Source organism: Exiguobacterium sp. EA-TM-5, from assembly GCF_053878415.1.
Map to the genome: position 1 here is coordinate 45,389 of NZ_JBSRPW010000003.1, position 19,627 is coordinate 65,015.

The window sequence follows — 19,627 nt, forward strand, 5'->3', positions numbered from 1 at the left end:
GGATAATGAATTAATCGTTAAACTGATATAAATAGAATGATAATAAAGGTTAAATATAAATCCAATATATCCGATACTTATTTGAAAACTATTTAAATCAAGGAGAGGATCAAGCTTTGCTTACCATTAAAAGTTATCCCTTCCTTCTGTCCATCGGAATTGGTTTATTATTTTGGTATGGGAACCATTTTTTCGAAGGATCTGAATGGGTACAATTAATTCTATTAAATATGCTCCAAGCTTCGATCGGTCTTTTAAGTACATATTGGATTTTAAAAAGGTATCAAAGATCAGACTCTTTAAGGCTTTTTTGGATGTTTTTAGGTCTAGGAACAAGTTTTTCTGTACTAGGTACGTTCGTATGGATTGTTTTACTTGGTGCACAACAAGCCGTATCTACTTCAGAAGTTTCCTATTTTATCTGGATGTTCTCTTACCTTTTTTATTTTATTGCTTTAATAAATCAATTGATGAAGCATTTTAAAAAATTTTTAAATGCTACTTTTTTCTTCAATACAACTATTTTTATGGTGGCTTCGGTTTCGATCAGTTATCATTATTTGCTTTATCCGTTATTTCAAATCAATCAACACGCATTATTAAGTATAGCTTTCACATTCCTTTTTCAGATTGCAGATATAGGTATCCTATTTTTTATCATTACACTCTATTATCTAATTCGAGTCCAAAAGCAAAATGAATTCTTGATCTATCTAATCATTGGTCTATTTCTACAAATCATCGGAGATAGTATTTTTGCACAGATGACAATTAATGATAGCTATGTACCAGGAGGCATAGTTGATTTTGTTTGGACGATTGCCTTGCTATTCATTGGATGCACCGCTCATTATTATGAAGCGAAAACCACTCCGGAAAGAGTAATGAGCCAATCCTCTCTTGAGGCTACAGTGAGAAATGGACTTATTTTCCCTTACGCAAGTATCTTGGTTCTTTCCATTCTAGTGATGCAGAGTTATAACTGGATGTTAAATGCTTTGAGTACAGGGTGGCTCATTATTTTCTTACTCGTCATCATTAGACAGACATTCACCGTCATAAAAAATAACAAATTGTTGTTCGAATTGAAGCAGACCGCTTATATCGATCCATTGACAGGCTTAGGTAATCGCGCATCCTTTATACGAGAAACGAATATCCGACTGAACGACGCTCAGGTACCGCTCGCTTTCATATTGCTCCAAGTAAAACGAGTTCGGATGTTTACCGATATTTTCGGATATCTTGTCGGTGAACAAATCATCAAGGAAGTTTCCCTTCGCCTTAGTAATTTAGAAAACATGAATTTAAAAGTCTATCGTTTTAGTGAAGATGAATTCATGATTGTACTTCCAAATATAGAAAAATCGAATATCGTTCGAGCGAACGAACGGATCTTTGCGCATCTCACAGCACCGATTACATTAGATGATTTAGAATTGAACATCTTTGCCTATAGTGGCATTAGTACTTTTCCTGATCAGAGTCAGACCGTAGAAGAAGTACAATCTCACGCAGCTGAAGCGCTCTATCAAGCCAAAAAATTTGGAAATCATACATTCGTTTTCTATGAGACGGAACTTCAGTCCAATCTAGTACGTAAACTCGAAATTGAATCGCACTTACGACATGCCATCCGTGAGCAACAATTAAGTGTCTACTATCAACCGAAAGTGAATCTTTGTTCCGGGAAAGTCATCGGTATGGAAGCACTACTTCGATGGCATCATCCGAAATTCGGATGGATTTCTCCAGCGGAATTCATTCCAGTCGCTGAAGAATCTGGTCTCATTAATGAGATCGGTGAATGGGTTCTCCATACTGCAACCGAACAAAGTAAGCAACTTCAGCTTCTCGGATTTGAGCCATTACTTCTATCTGTAAATGTCTCGGCACTTCAATTTCAAACCTCTGATTTCTGCAAACGAGTCACTGATATCCTTCAAAAGACACGCCTTGATCCACAATGGCTAGAGCTTGAAATCACAGAGAGTATTGTTCAGAACATTAAAGAGAGCGTCTCGATTTTGCAATGCTTGAAAAACTCAAATATCAAGACATCCATCGATGATTTTGGAACAGGATATTCTTCCTTGAACGTACTCGAACAATTACCAATCGATACGTTAAAGATTGATAAATCGTTCATTGATCGCCTGATGATCAATACGAATTCTCCAATGGTAAAGACGATCATCGAGCTCGGATTGAATCTCGATCTGACGATTGTCGCAGAAGGTGTTGAGACGATGGAACAGAAAGAAATTCTTGAAGCCTATGGCTGCACAATTGGTCAAGGCTATCTATTTTCTCGTCCAATCGATTTCGATTCATTCATTGCGTTTCTTCGCACAAAAGACAGCGCAGAAATCATACCTATCTAACTTGAAGTGCGTGCTTTAGATGATTTATTTAACCATCTAAAGCATGCACTTTACACGTATTTCTTGCGTCATTACAGACCTACATCCAAGTTTAATAAATCTTTTTGCAAAAAAAAATCTTACTAGAAAAGAGCTCGAAATATACGTAATGAATAGAAAAAAGGAGCATAGAATCGTATGTTTAAACGACCAAAAAATTTTATCCTGATCATACTTCTTTATGCATGGAGCTATTACGGATGGATTTTCACCTTTCCTCACTCATCTACTCTTCAATCTTTAGGTGGTAGTCTTTTTTCGATTGTTGGACTGAGTATCGCACTTCTCTATCTGAGAACAGCCATTAAACAGGTAGACATAAGCCATCGTAAGTTTTGGTTACTCATCAGTATCGGTACCTTTTTTTATCTAATCGCTGAGTTGATTTGGGTTTTTGAAGAAAGCATCTTACAGACAGAAGTAGGCTTCCCCGGATGGCCAGACGTCTTTTATATTTTACAAGCTTTATTTCTACTCTATGCACTGATTCATCGAATTTTACAGAACGCAGCTGTTCAAGAGCGTATCTCCTTTTTATTTGATGTTCTGATCATTTTAGTGGTTGCGAGTACATTTTCTTGGCACTTTTTAATCGAACCTATTCTGAACACAAGTGCCGTCTCGTTCAACGCATTAATCGTTTCCCTCATCTATCCACTAGGAGATGTAGGAATGTTAGTCGCTGCCGCTTTCTTATTTTTCTCCCCCTCGAGAAAAGATAAGACTCTGTCCACGTATCTGATTATCCTAGCTGTGACAATACAAGCGATTGCCGACTCAGTCTATCTATACTTGATTGCCCAAAGTTTATACCTCTCTGGTAGCTGGATTGATCCGTTGTTCATTATGGTTATGATTATTTTAGGGTTTGCCGCTTTACAACAGCAGCCAGAAAACAAAACTGAAGAGTCATCGAGTCATTTCGAAAAATTAACGATATTCCAGATGCTTACGCCTTATAGCGGTGTGTTAATTCTATTCGTTTTTATGGGCTTTCACTCTCGTAACTTCGATATCGTGACAATCGGTTCAGGGCTATCCATTCTGTTAGTCATCATGCGACAAATTCTAATTATTTTAGAGAATCAAAAATTACTCCGACGTTACTATGACCAGGCCCAGACGCTTGAGCTGAGCGAGGAACGGTATAAGTCCTTATTTGAATATCATCCGGACCCTGTCTATTCAACCGATCTCAAAGGTCGATTCGATAGTGTGAATACTGCCTGTAGTGACTTACTTGGTGTATCTAAAACTGAGCTGATGGGACAAAGTAGTTTACGGTATGTCAAAGACTCCTACCGGACACCTGTCACAAAAGAATTACAAGAGGTCTTCAAAGGTATGCCACGTAACTATGAGACGGTCGTTGAGAGTGCAAAGGGTTCTAACATGTACATGAATATTACGAACGTCCCCATCATTGTCCAAAATGAGTTGGTTGGTATTTTCGGTATCGGGAAAGATGTCACTGCGGTTCGACAGAATGAACAACAAATTCATTTTCTCGCCTACCATGATACGCTCACCGGATTATTCAATCGTTTTGCCTTTGAAGAGCGTCTTTCTTTACTGATTGAAAGGAACGCATCGCATGTCGCTCTGTTCTTTATGGATTTAAATCAGTTTAAAACGGTCAATGATACGTTTGGACACGATGTTGGCGATGAATTACTCCAAGCTGTCGCCACACGTTTAACATTGTTTGAAGATCGATTCGACATGATGGCACGCCAAGGAGGCGATGAATTCACATTACTTCTGAGAAATGTTAGGTCCTACGAACAACTCCACCTCGTAGCAGATCAGTTGCTAAAAACGCTACAGACACCTTATCAGATTGATCATTACACGATTTCTTGTCCACCAAGCATCGGTATCTCATGCTATCCGACTGATGCCTCAAACATGCTGGAGATGTTAAAACATGCGGATCTTGCGATGTATCAAGCAAAAAATATTAAATCTGGTAGCTATGTGTTTTATAACGATCTACAACATATGCCCATATGACCTATTTTAGTTAAATTTTTTTCACAATGGTTCTCTCTCTGTCGCAAAGAACAGAAAATAATCGTTACTCCTTCACGTGAGTGTCCACTCTCGCGATCAGTTTAGAGCTAGTGACGTGCGTCGAGGAGACCATTGCGTTCAGCTTCTTACCTTTCACATAAGTCTGATAAGTCGATCATTGTTTTTACTAACGTAAAAAGAGACAGTCAAAACACCTAGATTATATAACTAAATCTATAAATTACTGTCCACACCTTTTCTCACCGCTATATCATGAAAGATACAATCCTATCGAGAAATGAATAGATACACCTTTTTACCCGTAGTGGATGAATCCATTACGGGCATTTCAATGCTTAGGAATACCTAAATAACCCACTTCTGATTACAGTACGTACGACAAAAAGATCAACAAATAGCTACTTTAAGAAGTAATCGTATGTTGATCTTTTTCACAATCATCAGTCCAAACGTTGTTCAGCCGTTTTATACATTTCATCTTTATCTCGTTTACCCATCGCTACAATCTGAATGATCTGGAGTTTACCGTCGATTTCTCTAAAAACAACACGTAATCCCATTTTTCTATTTTTTAACTTATTACATTCGATAAGTTTCCACTGAGTGGCTGTCCTGCCGCCATCCCTAGAGAAATAATGCGGTTCAATGCTTTGTCTACGAATATCTTTTGACTACCATCGAGGTTATCGTAATCTTCTTTCGAATACTGCGTCCACTCAATTTGATGCAATGATCACTCCCACCCATCCATTTCATCAATAGTCGCAGGGTGAGTTTCTCGTTCTCCACGGACTTCTGAATCGGTATAGGTGCGGACATTTTTATTAGATAGCCGTATCTTAACCGTCAAATCATCTAATCGACTGTACAATTCTTCAATTTCTTTATTGAGTGATTCGTATTGCTGTTGCGTCAACATGACACCCGCAACTTTTTCACGGTTAAAGACATATACGCCGGCTGCTTCACGATCTGCTCTTTGGAACGCCTCCATCGGTGACCGTTTCACATCAGATATAGAAGTAGTTGGAATATCAAGTATCCGCATTCCCATTATCATTTCCTCCCTTTAACTTTCCTCTATCATAGACTGATTAAAAATCTTTTAAACGATTCTTTCCATCCTCATAATGTCTCTATTTCAGTTTATTTTAGATAAAACAAAAAAACAGGGATTTACATTTGCTGAGTTACCTATTGTTTTTAGATACTACCAATTTGAATTTACCGATCATGTATATAACTCTTTTCTATAGCAATAGATATTGTCATAACTTTATATTTTTTAAACGCATCTCAAATACTTAAAAAATTTATATACATTCTATTTAGTGCTCTAAGCCCTCCGTAGTAAAGAACAAAAACATAGAAATGCCTCGTGAAAAAGAATCGTCGCTCTTAATAACGTTTTTGCAGGAGAGCAGGTTCAATTAGGAAGTCGCTACATGAAGTCTACAGTCTCATACATGAGCCCCAAAGCTCATTTGCAGTATACATAACTATAAAAAATTAAAAGAAAACATTTAGTTCAAACGAATACTCATAAATCTTTATTCATCTAATACAGAAGCTTTGTTACCTTTAAATTTGTAATAAATTTATTCCTTATGCGCCCGTACTTTAAAAATAGAAAATACCACGGCTTTCTGGCCATTTACGTAATAAAGTTAATTCCGAATATAAAAAATAAACTTTAATAGAGTTTTTCTTTTGTTTTTTCAGTTCAAAAAAGAAGTTTATGATAATGTTAAAGATAATAAAAGTAAATTACATTCATTTTTTTACAAAAAACATTGCTTTGAAGAAAATTGAAATCCAATTTTTAGTATTTTATAACCATTTAAATACATATATAGGAGGAATTTTAATGAAGATTAAAAGAAAATATCTAATTTTATTATCCAGTACATTTTTAATTGCCGGATGTACTGACAACGCGGTAGAGAATAAATCTAAAGTAGCAATTTCAAAAGTCAACCATTCTAGTCAGAAATCAAATCCGACTCAGGCAAATATTATGAGCTATCAAAAATTTGAAAATCTATTTAAGCATATGAACGATAAACTAAAAATAAAGAATTTCCAGTTAAAAGAGAGTACTTTAGGTCCAGATGTAACAATAATCGATAAAGAACTGAGCTTTAATAAAAGAAATTGGCTAACTATTAATGGAACAAAAGATGATCTTGCACCAAAATCAACACAAGAAACACTATATTTCGAAGATAAAGATCAAACTACTCTTCTATCAATAAGTTTTGCGTATACAAAGAATTACGTAGGTGAAGATATGCTTCAATATCAAGTTCCTTCTGGCTATGACAATATTAATCAAAAACTTGCAAATAAATCTGATCTAATTCTCTTAAGTTATAAAAATATAGTTATTTCGATTCAACAGAACAACTCCGATAAAGTAAATTATAACACAACAAAATCCGCTACAAAAATGGTAATTAACGAGCTTAAAACTATTAATTAATAAAAAAAATAATTAAATTACTAAAAAAACTATTTTTATGTTTTATAGTTATTTTGTTCCATAATAAAGGGTAATTTAGGATGTAATTATGAATAAACGTGGTTTAGTATCCGGAGTTTTAACATTATCTTTAATAGGTCCGTTGCTGGCTTTTCCAGAAACAAGCTTTGCAGCAGAAAATGAAACAGACAACATTCCTGTTGAAGTACTAAACGAGGTAGAAAAAACAGTAGAAGAAAATCAATTTGATATTCCTGAAACCGAGGCTTGGGAAGTTGATTTAGATGGCCAAGTTAAAGAAGTTACACCTCTAAGTGAACGTGCTGATAATTCTCATGCAGGAATATCTGTAATGTCTGTTCCATCTGATGGCTACACGTATGATTTTCAATATTACTCTGTTGGAAGCCCTAAGAAAAATTGGAAATTTAAAAGCGCCGGAACAGTCCGAGTAAAAAATACTAGTAAAGCTTCTGCTAAATTTACATATACTCAACAATCTTCCACAACTACACAGTGGGATGTTTCAGTAGCTATTAGCGGATCTGCTGAAATTAAGAATAGCTTTTTCGGAAAAATCCAAGCTTCTCTTGGCGTTACAGTTGATAGAAAAAAATCATGGTCTAAAGGTACTTCCTATGGTATTAGTACTACAGTTCCTAAAAACTCGACTGCATATTTGACTGCTTATGCAGTGGGCGTTCGTGATAAAGGTCGACTAGTCTATAAAAAATATACTAGAAGCGGAACTTTAGTTGGTTATTATTACGAAAGTACTGGCGGTACAGCAGTAAGTAAAAATGATGCAAATATTGAATTAACTCGTGTTTCTCCACTATAAAATATTAAAACTTTATCCTTTTTTAAAGTTTTAATATCCAAGTAATACAACAGCTCCTCATTTCGGAATTGAAATGGGGAGCTGTTGTATTACTTATAAAGAAAAACCTGAATTATTTTTCACTTATTTTTTAAGCAATAAGATCTTAATATAAAAATTTTGTATACATTTTATAACGAAATGTATACATTTCACTTTCAGTGAGTACCCGATTGATGATCTCTTGTATACAATTCAAAGTCTAACTCTTAATCAGTAGAATTCTTCAAAACACTGACTTTTTACGATCTCCAAATCCAAATAAATCAGATAATTCATATCGTCGTGAAGTGAGTTTTTCTTATAAAATCTTAACAAGCGCAATCGCCTTCGCTCCATCGGTAGCACCAAGTATATAACCCCGCATTGATATATTCACGTTCATTTGCCCTCCCTACTCAACAAAACTCAATATATAGTTATAATTTTTTAAGTAATCCATCTCGCGTAAGAATATTTTTCCACATTTCATCCGGAATGGAGAGCATTTGTTGATCATCGCGTGACAAGGTCGTACGAATTTCTTCCTCTCTTCCTGCTTTTAGTTTTCGAACCCAATCAGGCTCCATTAATAACTCTCTTCCTAATCCGAACAAAGGGATTCCTTGTTCTAATACATCCAAAGCATCATCTGGTGTGTGGATAGAACCGAGTGACAGAAAACTTGTTCTACCTGCAATCACATCACGAAAAATCTCTGATCTTGTTTTTGATTGATTTGAACCACTTCGAGGCATCGACCAAACGTTTTTGACTGAAAGATGTAAGTACGATAATCCTTGATTAGACAATTGATCTACAAAGGCGATCGTTTCCTCCATATTCAAGCCATCCTCTTCCGGTTCTTCTGGTGAAAAGCGATATCCAATAATAAAATTATGATTCGCATATTGATTGCGGACCCGCTTTACTTCTTCAATAACAGCTAACGGAAAGGACATCCGCTTTTCTAATGTCCCTCCCCACATATCTGTTCGTCGATTTGAATATCCTGAAAAAAATTGTTGAATCAGATATCCGTTGGCTCCATGAATTTCTACTCCATCAAATCCTGCACGTATAGCTATCTCCGTTGCTCGTCCAAAATCTCGAATAGTGGACAGAATTTCTTCGTGTTCTAACGCACGTGGAACGTAATCATCAGTTGAATCATTGTAAAGTCTTGCCACGATACCACTTGGGCTAACCATTCGCCTTTCACTTATGTATCCGATGAGACTTTCGCTTCCTCCGTGATGAAGCTGAAGGATTGCTTTTGCTCCCTTTTCTTTTATTTTATTTGCCAACTGCGTAAGACCTGGTACATTGTGTTCTCCATATGCTTTCATTTGACGAGGAAAACTAGTTCCGAGTGATGATATGGTTGCAGCTGCGGTAATAAACATAGCTGGTCCTTGTGCTCTTCTGCTATAGTAGTCCAATTCTTCGGAAGAGACACTTCCATCTATATTTCCTGAATAAGTGGTCATCGGTGCAACAACGACTCGATTCGCCAAAGTTACTCCATTTGAAAGCGTATAAGGTGAAAGGATCTTTTCATACTTCTGATTCATCAATACATCCACTCTCCAATTCTTTTATTTTTTTGATTTAATCTATCTGTTTTTAGTGTATTTGTAAAAATAAAATAAGTAAAATGAATGTTTTTTATACTATTCATTTGTATTTCTCATGTATAATGCAGAAAAGGAAGTGAAGTATATTGAATTTCTTTCAATTGGAAGTGCTTTTGAATGTAGTGGAAAGTGGTAGTTTTACGAAAGCAGGTCAAAAGATTGGATTGACACAATCTGGAGTAAGTCATAACATTACAGCACTAGAATCTGAACTAGGAGTAACACTTTTGAATCGAGGGCGAGGCGGTACATCGTTAACTACTGCAGGGGAGTACATTATTCCACACATACGTAATATTGTGGCAAATATAGCCCATATAGAGCAAAAAGTTTCTTCTTTACAAGGACTAGAATTAGGAAAGATTACTGTCGGAAGTTTTCCGAGCTTTACTGCTGCATTTATACCGATCCTGTTTTCTATATTCAAAGAACGGTTCCAGAATGTTGAATTGGTGTTATATGAGGGTGGCTACGATGATATTGAAAAGTGGGTGGAGGAAGGTACTGTAGATTTCGGTTTCACAGCATTACCAGTTAAAGGTTTCGAGAGTATACCACTAACGCAAGATCCCTTGTCTGCTGTCGTATATGATGGACATCCTTTTACAGAAAAAAGTGCTGTTACGATAGCTGATTTCGAAGAGGAACCATTCATCATGTTGCGATCTGGATGTGAAGTCCTTATCGAGGATGAATGTCGTAAAGCTGGTCTTTCATTACATACCTCTTATAGTAGTAAGGAGAATGAAACCGTACTGTCTATGGTGAAAGGAAAATTAGGTATTAGTATTATGCCAAACTTGGCAGTTTCTAAACGAGAGACTCATGTTCATTTGTTACCCTTACATCCTCCTGTAGTGAGACATCTCGGATTAATTATTAAGTCCTCAGACAAAATGACGCCACTTGCTAAAGAACTCGTCAAGATCGTGAAAGAACATTTTAGTAATAGTTAAAGCTGTCATTTAGTCATGTTTTTATATGAAGAATTTTAATAGAAGAAGATCCATTAAAAAGAGACTGTATACATTTCGACGTCGAAATGTATACAGTCTCTTTTTAATCCATTCGTTTCAGCCACAATAATACCCAGTTTACAAGTAATATTCAAATGTCTGAGAGTTTTAAGCAAAGGATTTTACTTATACTATTCCCATTGTTTAAAGCTTAGGTTGTCAAAAGAGAATAGTCTTTTTTCTCATGACGACAGTCTTTATAACAGTAAAGAAATCTTAGGAGCTGAACGTCCCATCAGAAATCGGTTGATCTAACGTACGGTTCGTTTTATAAATTTCCTCAAAAATATTTTCTTTTTCTTGTTGATTCGGTTTTGGGTTATGTACGCCATACTCCCAATTCTTTTCTTCTTTACCTTTACTGTAGTAAATGCCAGTGATGTAACTATTGCTACCGGTCTCAATTTCATCGTTATATGAAATATTTGGGTTAATAAATGGTTCATATGATTTTTTGCTACCTATGAAGAAAAAAGGTACTCCAGATTTTTTATAAACTGCAGCATATTCCTTTTTTGAAGCAGCTTGTAAATACTTCTTCGCTATAAAAACCGCATCGTACTGTTTTAAGTCACCTTTTATATCACTTAATTTTATTTTTTTGATTTCAGGTCCGGCACTTACTTTAGGAAACTCTCCCACTACAGCAACAGTTAGATCAATTTTTTCATGTTCAGGTTTAGTCTGGTATTTATCTTGATCGCTACAAGCTGAAAGAAGAGCGCATCCCATTAAAACAGCAATTATTAATCTCTTATGTATCACTATTTGTACCTCCTAAATTTTTTAAAAAGAATAGTATGTTATACATATAAATATTTATAGCATATATACCGTTAAAAGTATTTTTTAATAGGGATTTGCGAAGCAACATCAAATAAATGTATCTGACTAACCGCTTGAGTATTAATTCATTCATAAAGTAGTCTGTTTAAAACGATTCTTTAATACTTCCTTTCTCTCTATATTGTAGATGGGTTTAATACAGCTCCCTTCATGAACACACTATTCGTTTGTAAAAAAACTAAGCTTTAATAATTTTGAGTAAGAATAGATCATAACCGGTACATCAGTTTCAATAGATTGTGCGTAAATGAACAAACATATGTTACACATATCATAAAATTTTATTCCTCCGAAGTGATTACTGTAAAAATTTGTTATAATTAAGGAAAACAATGTACTGGGGGTAGCTTTAGTGAATTTTGTTTTTGATTTAGAAGGCACAATTTGTTTCGAAGGAGAACGGATGTCTGAACAAATCGTAGAAGCACTTAACGCAGTGGAAAAAGATGGACACCGTGTCATCTTTGCATCTGCACGACCCATCCGTGATATGTTGTCCGTCATTCATCCTTTATTTCATGATCATATTTTAATTGGTGGGAACGGAGCCTTGGTGGTATCGGAACAAATAATCATTCAATCGAATCCTTTTAATCATCATGACCTTTCAAAGATTATGAAGCTACTGAAAAAGAAAAAAGCTACATACTTAATCGATGGTGACTGGAATTATACGTATAACGGTCCTCAAAATCATCCCTTTTTGAAAAATGTCGATTCTTTCAACACAGCACAAAATGTACCCTTTGAGACTCATGAACACGTGTTTAAAATACTCGTGTTAAATGCCAAATCTATAAAGGACTTAGAACATTTACTCCAACAGATTGATGTCACCATACATCATTATACGTCTGAAGGAATTTTAGATATCAGTCCTTCCAGTATCAATAAACGCTCCGCTTTACAAACACTCGGAATCGAGCATGAAGGGTACATCGCTTTTGGGAACGATGCCAACGACATTGAACTGTTTAAAGGCGCACAATATGCCGTCATGATTGGTGCACATAAATCGCTCCGCTTATATGCTGATGATGTTGTGAAGTATACTCCCGACTTAGAGATTTTTCTAATAGAGCAAATCAGTAAATTAAGTCACCATTATGCATCTGAACTTACTGCTAAAGTCGAGTTGCTTACTTAATTTTCTATCATTAAAATTTAAAAAAATAGGATTGTATACATAAAATGCAGACAATCCTACTTTGAACATCTTCTTAAGATTCAATTTATCCATGAGAGAACGAATAGCTTTTTCGTCAACAATAAAATAACTTTGAATTCTCATGAAATGTACTTTTTCCCTTTTACGATAAAAATAGTTTCTACCCGGTTACGTCCTTTTTTCTTCGCTTTATATAACTGCTGATCTACCTCGTTATAGAAAGGCGAGACATCATAGGAGTTCGAATCTAAGTAACCTGCTCCAATTGAAATCGTTATCCGTTGTGGTAGTGAGAAGTCTGTCTGTTCTACGGTATGACGGAGATGTTCAGAGAAAGCAATGATTTCATCAGGTGACGTTTCTTGAAGAATTATCGCGAACTCTTCTCCTCCAATTCGAACAGGTAGCCCCGAATGAGGAGTAGCGTAGGAAATCACTTCAGCGAGTTTGACCAACACTTGGTCTCCCTTCAAATGTCCATACGTATCGTTGATGCTTTTGAACCGATCAATATCAAGCAATACATATCCAAAAGATTCTTCATTGTCCCGTATCATTTGAATCAATTGATTCAATCGTCGTCGATTTGCAAGTCCCGTCATTGGATCCGTTACTGCCATTTCTTCAAAATCGCGCAACATGACCTGTTGGTTTTCTGCAAATGAAAGAATCATAGCACGAATGTTTTCAACTTCCCGATATGGGGAGTTAAAATCTCTCGTTTCTTGAATGACTTCATCTATCGGTTTTTTATAATCAAGCAGTGAGAGACGATTCAATGGTTTTGTAATAAAGATAATCAATCCAATCAAAATAAGAAATGAAATTAAAATCAATGGAAACCCGATAGTGGCTGCTTTGATTGCTGTCAGTTGAGCAGGAGCCAGCGCTTTCGAGGCAGGTGTCATCGAAATGATTCTCCAATCAATTTGAGGAACTGTCGTATATCCAGCAAATACTTGTTTTCCCGTCTGGTCCACCATCGTTCCTTTACCAGGTCTTCCTTTATCAAGATTGATAGTCGCTTGGTTTTTAGGTGCCTTTGTCCCAATCCAATTGCGATTCTTATGGTAGATATAGGTACCGGTCGAGTCATAGACAGCAACATCATATTTGTCATTTCCATATGTTTCTTCGAGAAGGTGTGTTAAAAAGTTTTTTTCACGCAACCAGACTAACCCATTGAGCATACCGTAATATTTTCCATCCTTATAGAGTGCTGTCGAAACGATTAACATCAGTTTCTGATTTTTCCCGATATAAGGACTCGATGTAAAGTTTCGTTTCAATCGCAATCCTAATCGTACACCTTCCGTATCCACCTTAGTTCCCCTAAGCTTCAAGTCAGGAGTATTGGCTTTTCCGATGCCATTCTCATCGATGATTGCAATCGAATTAAAATTAGAATTAGATTGCTTCAAAGTTTGTGTAAGTTCATTTAACTTCTTTGGATCATCCCAATTGGATAGAATATCTTCTTGATGTGCGAGTAATGTTTGTTCCATCATTAGAAAGGTATCATTAGTTAGAGCACTTAATTTCTTAGCATTCGAATAGTTTTCGTTTATCGCAGTTTCCTTTAAATTGTGACGGTTCACATAGTAACTCGTAGCAAAAACAGCAATTAATAGTACAATCATAGTTACCATTGTTACAGTAGTGATCATAAACTTGAGCGGTGGCTTCATTCGTTGTAAATCCTTCCTTTTTTCATAACCTTGATGTTATACAAATTATACCAAAAGAAAGAATGATTACTCCACCTAGAAGAGGTTTCGGATACTTTTATTAATATTAAACGTACAAAATGTACACAAAAAATACCTACAATAAAAATGTCCCATAATATACTCTACTCTGTTTACATATTTTCTTGATAAAAATAAAGAGGATACTGTGGACACTATTCCTGATAATGGAGTAGCTATCATTAAATCGTTCTGTAAAACCTTTTAACGATGATTTCATTTCCTACCAAAACTGTCTTGGATTATATACTCTGTCTTTTCTTTGCTATAGTAAATTCTAAAATTATTGCTGTGACTTCCGTTTCAATGTCATCATTATTATCGTTTCGATCTTAAAGTATATATTCATATTAAAATTAGAACTCTTTTTACTTATTGGAGATATCTTTTTTGACTATCTCCTTAGAATGGAGGAACTATGAAACACTTAAGATGGGGCATATACCTTCTTACTATTCTTTTATTTTTATTTATTTATAATTCGTTTTTTAACTATGAATTCGTCCTTTTCATTGCAACCTTTTCGTCTATCCATGTCATGCATTTTTGTGTATTCTTTAGTTTCTTACTCACTTTTTGCTCCATCCTATTAATATTGAAAATTAGTTCTTCAAATGATAACAAAGCTGTTATCGGTATATTAATTACTCTTGTCTTAAATTTATCGTTTCTACTTATTACAGGAATCATCGATTTTATAGGATCATTGTTGACTTAATTGCTATACATGTTAAAGATAAAAAATGGGAACGATAAAAGATGACTCCGATACAAAACGGAAGTCATCTTCAGGAAATGATATGCTCCCCAAAAAGTAGACAGTTTTTGATATTTCAACTGTCTACTTTTTGGGGAGCATATCATACCGCACTCTTTACTGATTTCTTTAATTTTAATGAACTTTGGTGGACTAGTGTGATCCTCTCTGGACTTCAAACCTATGTAAAGAACTGCAGTGATCCCGTATTTCATCGCTGCGGTTTATCGCATAGCTGTGCCTCCATTCTATCTCTTATTTTTCATTGTTCATCATATACATTTGATCATCTTATCCCATTTACCTTCTACTTTATCCGATTTTAAGAATTGAAAATTTTTAAATCATGAATATTTAACCTATTATTTTTTTTTATAAAAATTAATACCAATTCATTTCTATTTTTATAAGTTTATTATGTAACTCCATTTAGTCATAAGAACTGAGTTTTAAAATACGCAAGTTAAACAGAATAAAACTTGTAGATTTAATTAAATTCCAATTCACAGCTTCTATTAGCAAAACCTATACATTATTACAGACGAAATCGAAGTTACTAATATGCAAGGGTGTAAAATTAATTTTGGTTCATCACTACGTATTCTTATGTGTTATAAGATTAAGTTCATTCTATGAAGAAAATTATCGTCCTTATTATTTATCGCAACGTACAACATTATTCACTGTATCGATAAAAAAAGTCGACAATGCTTATTTTACTATGTATGCTTAGTCCTATATCAAATGCCCTATGTTCTTTAAAAAATAGGAATATAAATACATTTCAAAAAATGATTTTGATATTGATGTAAAAATATATAATTTCTTATTACCATGCATTTAAGCTAAGTAGATTTAACTACAAATGACTAAAAATAACTACAAATGTTATTTGTTAAGTACTTAAAAATTTAATAATTTACAGAAGAAGTTTGTTTTTTTATCATTACAGTAAAATTTCATAAACTCAGCTAAGTTATGACAATGTTTACAAGTACAATTGCAGTATGCAAAAGAAATGGAGAAAGAGTATATGAAAATCACACATTTTACTGATTATGGGTTTCGTACATTGATTTTTTTAGGCTTAAGACAAAAGATGTATACACCAATGCCTATGATTGCAAATCAATATAATATCTCATCGAATCATTTAATGAAGGTGTCACAACAGTTAGTACGATTAGGTTATATCGAATCTAAGCATGGCAGATCGGGAGGGCTTCGTTTGATCAAAGATCCAAGAAAAGTAAAGGTCAGCCAAGTTTTTCGCGAATTAGAGTCGCTTGAGATAGTTAATTGTTTTAGTGCTTACGATACTTGTATTATTTCATCCTCCTGTCATTTAAAGAACATCTTAAATCATGCCTTACATGCTTTTATTCAAGAACTAGATAAATATACGCTGGCAGATCTTATAGATAATCCAGATGAACTCTTTACCCACCTTTCATTAAAATGATTCTTTTCTTAATTACTATGTCAAGTTGTGAATTGTGATTTTTCAATGCGATTAAAAACCATTTTCTCCTTTCACTCCATTCACTCTCTTTCATTTTTTCATTCAAAAATTAACTACTTAAGAGTCTTTAATCCATCATTAATTGCTCATTTTGTATTTCTCTCTTGCCTATTTGGAAGGCTTCAAGCACATTCAAATATCAACTGTTGATAAGAATATAGTGTATCATTCGCTAGGTAAGAGGAAATGAGGAGCTTTATATTGAAAACAGAACAGTTTCAATTGATTTGTATGCAAATTGCACTTGAAGAATTTACTATTTCATATGATAAATTACTTTATAAAGAAAGTATTACGCTTAAAAAACAAATAGCCCTCAATCTAATGCAGCAAATTCGTTCGGAATTTGATTTTCTTGGAATGGATAGTCGCAAAACACCTTTTATGAGTAACGTTTTTTGTTTAAATGCAAAATTGAAGATACTATCATTCTGAAAGTATGAACACAATTTTTTTAACCATGCCTTCTTAAAATGTTAAACTCATCTATTTATCAAGAGTTTTTTTGCCTTTATTTTATAACGCCATAACTTAGGTAGCTCAAAATCATGTAAGGTTCTTTAGGAGGAGAAATCATGTCTTTTTTATCCATTATTTTTGTTTTAATTGTTTCGTTAGAACACTTCTATATACTTGCTCTCGAAATGTTTTTCCTATCTTCTCAAGCAGCTAAACGTTCTTTTGGTCTCAGTGATGAAGCGGTAGCGTCAAAACAAATTCAAACACTTTTTGCTAATCAAGGACTATATAACGGTTTCTTAGCAGCCGGACTTTTATACGGACTGATTCGTGATGATCAGGGAATTGTGATCTTTTTCTTATCTTGTGTTATTATTGCAGCTTTATATGGGTCTATTACCTCTAATCGATCTATTTTAATAAAACAAGGTTTACCAGCAATCATAGCTTTGTTACTTGTACTTTTGGTATCATGAAGAACAATTGATATTAATATTTTTAAAAAAGTATAAGTTAGACTGTGTAAAGTCTAACTTATACTTTTTTTAGTTTATTATCTTTAATAAAGACATTTATTTAACCTTTTAAAAATTAAAATATGAAACAATGAAAGAATTTTATTGAATTTTCTATGGTAATCTTTTGTATGGCATATGATTTCTCTAAAAAAAGCTATATTTTTTACATGTTTGGGTACAATTAGATAAGAACATTATCTATAAATACTTTGTTATTCTGTTCTATTAAAAATTGTTCAAAGGAATGGTTTTATGTCTCGAGAAAAAGATAGTACAAAAAAGTATTTTTATTTTTTGCCTACACGAAAGAAGAATTTAAACTATTTTTCAATCGTCCATGACGAAAGCAAAGTGTCTGAAATTGGGAGCTTTATTGAAAAAGCAGCTGCTAATGGAGATATCATATCTATTGCAGCCATCGATTCTTATCGAATTCTATACTTTGATGCTTACATTGAAAATTTTGACTCTTTTCGGCATGAAGTCTATCTCATTAAATCAAATCTTGAATTAAAAGTACTCCCTTATAAAAATATATTGGATATCAAAATAAAAGAAATTTAAGCTTATTTCTCATATTCGTTTGTAAAATCTACTGTCCTCAATAATAAAAAGATTATGATGATCTCCAAGTTTGTGTATACTTTAGCTAAAAACATATAAGTATAATATATGTTATATTCTACAGAAACATGAGGTTAATAATATGATATCTTTACCAGTTCATCCTTTATTAAGTGAATTAGATGAATATGAAAAGAGTTATTATAGACATCATCAAACTATGAACAGCTGGTCCATTCTCCAACTCTATAGACACCTTATTGATAAGAGCAATGAGTTTCTTGATTTTGCAGAGCAATGTGAGTTCGCCCCTCCTTTAGCTACGAAGGGACGAACACGGTTCGGGAACTTAGTTTTCTTATATGGTGAAGTTCCCTGGGTACGTATAAGGTTTCGAGATGATCTTGATATCGAATTAGAAAATAATTTAGATTATGCTATTCTTAAGGAGAGCGCAAGACAATTAGTTACACGTATCGACCAAGTTAAGACACACGCTCAAACAATAGATTCTTCAAGAAAAATTTATCAAGAGGAACTTGGTTGGTTAAATGTATCCGACTGGCTTGAATGGTTAGATATTCATTTACAGTATCATTTAAGAAAAAGATAGATATTTCATCAACCAGTATTCATTATGTATGAAATTAATAGATCTTCCTGTTTTTCCTGAGCATATAAACTTTTCTTCTTTTATAAAAAAGAGCATCCTTGTCGGACGCTCTTTTTTAAGGGTTAAATATTTAATCCTTATTTTGAAAGATTTCTGTGTTATCAATTCTAATTGTGTCTACGATACCGCAATCTAAACAAAACGAAAATATTTTATGAGCACCTTGAAATGATCCTTTTGTTGGTTTTAGTGGAATGTAGTCTGTTGCTTCGTGAAATTTAGTACTTCCGCAGGATGAACAAATTTTATTTTCCATTTAGTTAACCCCCATTAAACATTATTAAGATAAGTATTTATTTATAATCTTTGTTTATCATTCGTATCGTTCTGACACTTACTTCTTTCGAGATATTTGTCTTATATGCTTTTAACACTACGTTTTCTTTCCTATTACGTAACTTATAAGCAATTATCCCTTTATTTCGATCATAAGTTTCAGAATTAAAAAGTCGTTTTGAAGATGTTTTTATAGAAGTAGAGACGTCTGCAATATCTAAAGCTTTTCCTCCTTGTTCTACCTGAAAGCACTCTAACCAAGATATCATTTCATTTTGACTTTCCATCCTAAGATTTTTAATTTTAAATTTAATTAGTAGCAATGGCATCGTTTTATTCTCGATAGGATTAGGTGGAATCGTTTCAATCGTTTTTATGTAGATACTAAATTTATTACTTATATATCGCCTACCATCAAAAAAATCGTTCTGATCCATGTAAGAAAGATTTTTCATTTTTATTCGTTTTTCAGCTTTACTTGTCTCGTTTTCTGATTGGGTAAGGCTCGCACAAAAGATCACTAGAAAAAAAAGTAAAGTTATTGGTCTGACCAGTAGCATATTATCACTCTTCCGCTTTTTTAATTAAGTTGATAAAGATCGATTTTCTCTCACTCTCATTTTTATTTTAATGCAAAAAAGCGTT

The 19,627-nt window shown here is 34.0% G+C and carries 17 protein-coding genes; 11 read left to right on the forward strand and 6 right to left on the reverse strand.

From position 1 onward, the window contains the following. Positions 1 to 998 precede the first annotated feature (998 nt). Together ACV3PA_RS16660 and ACV3PA_RS16665 are read left to right on the forward strand one after the other, a co-directional pair. Positions 999 to 2,384: a putative bifunctional diguanylate cyclase/phosphodiesterase gene (locus ACV3PA_RS16660; protein ID WP_456126098.1), complete on the forward strand. Its 1,386-nt coding sequence runs from the start codon at positions 999 to 1,001 to the stop codon at positions 2,382 to 2,384. 177 nt (positions 2,385 to 2,561) lie between these two features. Then, positions 2,562 to 4,436: a diguanylate cyclase domain-containing protein gene (locus tag ACV3PA_RS16665; protein ID WP_456126099.1), complete on the forward strand. Its 1,875-nt coding sequence runs from the start codon at positions 2,562 to 2,564 to the stop codon at positions 4,434 to 4,436. Between the two features lie 754 nt (positions 4,437 to 5,190). Here ACV3PA_RS16665 and ACV3PA_RS16670 read toward each other — a convergent pair. Further along, positions 5,191 to 5,511, reverse strand: coding sequence for a hypothetical protein (locus ACV3PA_RS16670; RefSeq protein WP_456126100.1), 321 nt, complete (start codon positions 5,509 to 5,511; stop codon positions 5,191 to 5,193). 813 nt (positions 5,512 to 6,324) lie between these two features. On the opposite strand from ACV3PA_RS16670, the gene ACV3PA_RS16675 reads away from it, so the two are divergent. Further along, positions 6,325 to 6,939, forward strand: coding sequence for a hypothetical protein (locus tag ACV3PA_RS16675; protein WP_456126101.1), 615 nt, complete (start codon positions 6,325 to 6,327; stop codon positions 6,937 to 6,939). Positions 6,940 to 7,027: 88 nt separating this feature from the next. Beyond that, positions 7,028 to 7,780: a YfkD family protein gene (locus ACV3PA_RS16680; protein WP_456126102.1), complete on the forward strand. Its 753-nt coding sequence runs from the start codon at positions 7,028 to 7,030 to the stop codon at positions 7,778 to 7,780. Positions 7,781 to 8,238: 458 nt separating this feature from the next. Here the strand turns inward: ACV3PA_RS16680 and ACV3PA_RS16685 are convergent, their stop codons facing one another. Beyond that, complete coding sequence (locus ACV3PA_RS16685) at positions 8,239 to 9,372, reverse strand: NADH-dependent flavin oxidoreductase (RefSeq protein WP_456126103.1); 1,134 nt, start codon at positions 9,370 to 9,372, stop codon at positions 8,239 to 8,241. A gap of 149 nt (positions 9,373 to 9,521) precedes the next feature. Between ACV3PA_RS16685 and ACV3PA_RS16690 the strand changes: the two genes are divergently transcribed. Beyond that, complete coding sequence (locus ACV3PA_RS16690) at positions 9,522 to 10,391, forward strand: LysR family transcriptional regulator (RefSeq protein ID WP_456126104.1); 870 nt, start codon at positions 9,522 to 9,524, stop codon at positions 10,389 to 10,391. A 276-nt stretch (positions 10,392 to 10,667) separates the two neighbouring features. Here ACV3PA_RS16690 and ACV3PA_RS16695 read toward each other — a convergent pair whose 3' ends face one another. Then, the gene (locus ACV3PA_RS16695) at positions 10,668 to 11,216 is read right to left on the reverse strand and encodes a hypothetical protein (protein WP_456126105.1); all 549 of its coding nucleotides are present in this window, start codon (positions 11,214 to 11,216) and stop codon (positions 10,668 to 10,670) included. A 484-nt stretch (positions 11,217 to 11,700) separates the two neighbouring features. Between ACV3PA_RS16695 and ACV3PA_RS16700 the strand changes: the two genes are divergently transcribed. Further along, a complete protein-coding gene (locus ACV3PA_RS16700) occupies positions 11,701 to 12,444 on the forward strand; it encodes an HAD-IIB family hydrolase (RefSeq protein ID WP_456126106.1) in 744 nt (247 codons plus the stop codon). Between the two features lie 140 nt (positions 12,445 to 12,584). Here ACV3PA_RS16700 and ACV3PA_RS16705 read toward each other — a convergent pair whose 3' ends face one another. Further along, positions 12,585 to 14,153, reverse strand: a complete 1,569-nt coding sequence (locus ACV3PA_RS16705) for a sensor domain-containing diguanylate cyclase (protein ID WP_456126107.1) — start codon at positions 14,151 to 14,153, stop codon at positions 12,585 to 12,587. A 1,850-nt stretch (positions 14,154 to 16,003) separates the two neighbouring features. Between ACV3PA_RS16705 and ACV3PA_RS16710 the strand changes: the two genes are divergently transcribed. From ACV3PA_RS16710 to ACV3PA_RS16730, 5 genes are all read left to right on the forward strand, one after another. Continuing rightward, complete coding sequence (locus tag ACV3PA_RS16710; RefSeq protein ID WP_456126108.1) at positions 16,004 to 16,432, forward strand: Rrf2 family transcriptional regulator; 429 nt, start codon at positions 16,004 to 16,006, stop codon at positions 16,430 to 16,432. Between the two features lie 261 nt (positions 16,433 to 16,693). Further along, positions 16,694 to 16,927: a hypothetical protein gene (locus ACV3PA_RS16715; protein WP_456126109.1), complete on the forward strand. Its 234-nt coding sequence runs from the start codon at positions 16,694 to 16,696 to the stop codon at positions 16,925 to 16,927. Positions 16,928 to 17,067: 140 nt separating this feature from the next. Next, a complete protein-coding gene (locus ACV3PA_RS16720) occupies positions 17,068 to 17,427 on the forward strand; it encodes a DUF1304 domain-containing protein (protein WP_456126110.1) in 360 nt (119 codons plus the stop codon). A 294-nt stretch (positions 17,428 to 17,721) separates the two neighbouring features. Next, complete coding sequence (locus ACV3PA_RS16725) at positions 17,722 to 18,033, forward strand: YolD-like family protein (protein WP_214749080.1); 312 nt, start codon at positions 17,722 to 17,724, stop codon at positions 18,031 to 18,033. A 142-nt stretch (positions 18,034 to 18,175) separates the two neighbouring features. Continuing rightward, complete coding sequence (locus ACV3PA_RS16730) at positions 18,176 to 18,646, forward strand: hypothetical protein (RefSeq protein ID WP_456126111.1); 471 nt, start codon at positions 18,176 to 18,178, stop codon at positions 18,644 to 18,646. Between the two features lie 130 nt (positions 18,647 to 18,776). Here ACV3PA_RS16730 and ACV3PA_RS16735 read toward each other — a convergent pair whose 3' ends face one another. Both ACV3PA_RS16735 and ACV3PA_RS16740 read right to left on the reverse strand, forming a co-directional pair. Further along, the gene (locus ACV3PA_RS16735) at positions 18,777 to 18,962 is read right to left on the reverse strand and encodes a hypothetical protein (RefSeq protein ID WP_456126112.1); all 186 of its coding nucleotides are present in this window, start codon (positions 18,960 to 18,962) and stop codon (positions 18,777 to 18,779) included. A 37-nt stretch (positions 18,963 to 18,999) separates the two neighbouring features. Beyond that, complete coding sequence (locus ACV3PA_RS16740; RefSeq protein ID WP_456126113.1) at positions 19,000 to 19,542, reverse strand: DUF5067 domain-containing protein; 543 nt, start codon at positions 19,540 to 19,542, stop codon at positions 19,000 to 19,002. Between the last annotated feature and the right edge of the window lie 85 nt (positions 19,543 to 19,627).